The organism is Nocardia sp. NPDC003963, from assembly GCF_053605105.1.
Window position 1 is genome coordinate 1 of sequence record NZ_JBSGIP010000112.1, and the last position, 2,736, is coordinate 2,736.

A 2,736-nucleotide genomic window follows, 5' to 3' on the forward strand; every position below is an offset into this window, starting at 1 on the left:
CTTGACCGTAGGGAGTGGGCGAGAGGTGGGGCAGGGGTGCGAGCCCCGAACCGTCCTGGGTCGGCTCACAGCACCTCCTGTGTCGGCTCACAGCGCCGGTGCGTGCTGGAGGTTTCCACCGGGTGCTTCTGCGCGCGGTCGAGAACCGGGGCGAGCGCCGCACTCGTTGCGAAGTTCACTGTGTGAGGCCCCTTACCAGGAGCTCACCCCCCTGGCCATTGGCACGGCGCCGTTATTGGGTAGACTGCCCGGTGTGCAAAACCACCACGAGCTGATGCTCACCCGTCGCCGCACAGTCGACCTGTGCCGCCTCGGTGGTTGTTGCTGCCTGTGCCGCTGAGCGGTCGGGTCTCATTTTCCTGACGCCGACCACGGTTCTTCCGCGCGAGCGATCTCATTCCCCCGGAGAACCGGCCGAATCCGCCGAAAAGTTCGAGCGCAGGAGTTTCGTTCATGTCCACTACCACCGCAGTCGCGAACCGCGTCGATATCCGCGGCCCCCGCTTCGTGGCCTGGGTGACCACCGGCGTCCTGGTCCTCATCCTGCTGTTCGCGGCATTCGCCCCGGCGGCGGCCACTGTACTGGTCGCGCTGCAGACGCTGGTGTTCGCGCTCGGCGCCTGGCTCGGGCCGCGCCGGCACCCGTACGGCCTGGTCTACGCACGATTCATCGCCCCGCGCCTGGGCCCGGTCACCGAAACAGAACCGGCCGCACCGCTACGATTCGCCCAGCTGCTCGGTTTCGTATTCGCCGCGGTCAGCCTGCTGGGGTTCCTGTTCGGCAACACCGCCGTGGGCGCACTGTTCGCCGGGTTCGCCCTGTTCGCGGCCTTCTTGAACGCCGCGTTCGGGATCTGCCTCGGCTGCAAGCTGTATCCGCTGGCCACCCGGCTGCGTTCGAATCCCCCGTCCGAATCCCCCGCAACGAACTGAACTGCAATCCGCTGTCACCACTGAAAGGGAAAACATGGCTCGCTCCGATGTCCTGGTCTCCGTCGACTGGGCCGAAGAGAACCTCAAGACCCCCGGCGTCGTCTTCGTCGAGGTCGACGAGGACACCACCGCCTACGAAGGCGGACACATCGAGGGCGCCGTGCGGCTCGACTGGAAGAAGGACCTGCAGGATCAGGTTCGTCGCGACTTCGTGAACCAGGAGCAGTTCTCCGCGCTGCTCTCCGAGCGCGGGATCGCCAACGACGACGAGGTGGTCCTGTACGGCGGCAACAACAACTGGTTCGCCGCCTACGCCTACTGGTACTTCAAGCTGTACGGCCACAACAACGTGAAGCTGCTCGACGGCGGCCGCAAGAAGTGGGAACTCGACGGGCGCCCGCTGTCCAGCGATGCCGTCAGCCGCCCGGCCACCCAGTACAAGGCGGCCGCGCCGGACAACAACATCCGCGCCTTCCGTGACGAGGTCATCGCGGCCATCGGCACCAAGAACCTGGTCGACGTGCGGTCCCCCGACGAGTTCTCGGGCAAGATCCTGGCTCCCGCGCACCTGCCGCAGGAGCAGAGCCAGCGGCCCGGCCACATCCCCGGCGCGATCAACGTACCGTGGAGCAAGGCCGCCAACGAGGACGGCACTTTCCGTTCCGATGCCGAACTCACCGAGATCTACGGTGACGCCGGCCTGGACGGCAACAAGGAAACCATCGCCTACTGCCGTATCGGCGAGCGCTCCTCGCACACCTGGTTCGTGCTGCAGGAGCTGCTCGGACACCAGAATGTCAAGAACTACGACGGCAGCTGGACCGAATACGGCTCGCTCGTCGGCGCCCCTATCGAGTTGGGAGAATAACCACAATGTGTGCTGCACCTACCCAGGGCCAGGCCATCCCGGCCGGGGTCGATGTGGAGAAGGAAACGGTCATCACCGGCCGGGTCCTCGCCACAGACGGTGAGCCGGTGGCGGGCGCCTTCGTGCGGCTGCTGGACGGCAACGGGGATTTCACCGCCGAGGTCGTCGCCTCGGGCACCGGTGACTTCCGTTTCTTCGCGGCGCCGGGCACCTGGACGCTGCGCGCTCTCTCCTCGGCGGGCAACGGCACTGCCGAACTCCGCCCCGACGGCCCTGGTATCCACAACCTGGACGTCGCCGTCTCGAAGTAGACGCCGAGACCCGCACGGCCCGGGATCCGCCCCGTCAGGGGGCGGATCCCGGGCCGTGCTGCTCGGGCCGCGTGGCCTGGGTGCGGCCACTGTCCCGGGTGCAGCCCTGTGGTGTGCAGCCCTGTGGTGCTGAGCGGGCAAGCTCGCGCACGTCGGGCGGTGGGCATGCTTGCGAACGCGCGAAACCAGGACCTGCTCACGAAGGTGCTGTGTTTTCGGCGCGCGCGGCGTCGAGGCCCCCTGATGTCCCGCCGTTCAGGCCTCGGGACTCGCGCCTGCGGCTCATGCGACGTGCGGTGGGCCGTCCGCGGGATGTGGCCTTTGAGGACCTTCGGCCGAGGGGCGGGACGGGCCTCAACCCTTCGAGGTGTCTCGTAGGACTCGACTCATGCGGGCTACGGAGGCATTGATGGTCCGGTCGGCATGCGAACACACGGGCCGCGGGCCAGGGGGCGCTACGCCGGATGGTCGGCATTCGAACCATTGGTTTCCACCACACCTGTCGGCATACGGACTTTCAGTTTCTGCCATGCCGGATGGGTCGGCATGCGAACCCGTATCCGTCGCTACCCGGGATCCTCGGCATGCAGGCCCACACCCTTCGTCTACTCCCGGATGGTCAAC

3 protein-coding genes are annotated in these 2,736 nt (G+C 67.1%); all 3 read left to right on the forward strand.

Translation table 11 applies throughout. From position 1 onward, the window contains the following. Positions 1-453 precede the first annotated feature (453 nt). The 3 genes from ACWEWT_RS38535 to ACWEWT_RS38545 are packed head-to-tail and all read left to right on the forward strand — an operon-like array spanning position 454 to position 2,112. Positions 454-933 (forward strand): DUF4395 domain-containing protein, encoded by a 480-nt coding sequence (locus tag ACWEWT_RS38535; protein WP_452565896.1) that lies wholly within the window; start codon positions 454-456, stop codon positions 931-933. A gap of 34 nt (positions 934-967) precedes the next feature. After that, positions 968-1,801, forward strand: a complete 834-nt coding sequence (locus tag ACWEWT_RS38540; protein ID WP_452565897.1) for a sulfurtransferase — start codon at positions 968-970, stop codon at positions 1,799-1,801. A 5-nt stretch (positions 1,802-1,806) separates the two neighbouring features. Continuing rightward, complete coding sequence (locus ACWEWT_RS38545; protein ID WP_030522845.1) at positions 1,807-2,112, forward strand: DUF1416 domain-containing protein; 306 nt, start codon at positions 1,807-1,809, stop codon at positions 2,110-2,112. Positions 2,113-2,736 lie beyond the last annotated feature (624 nt).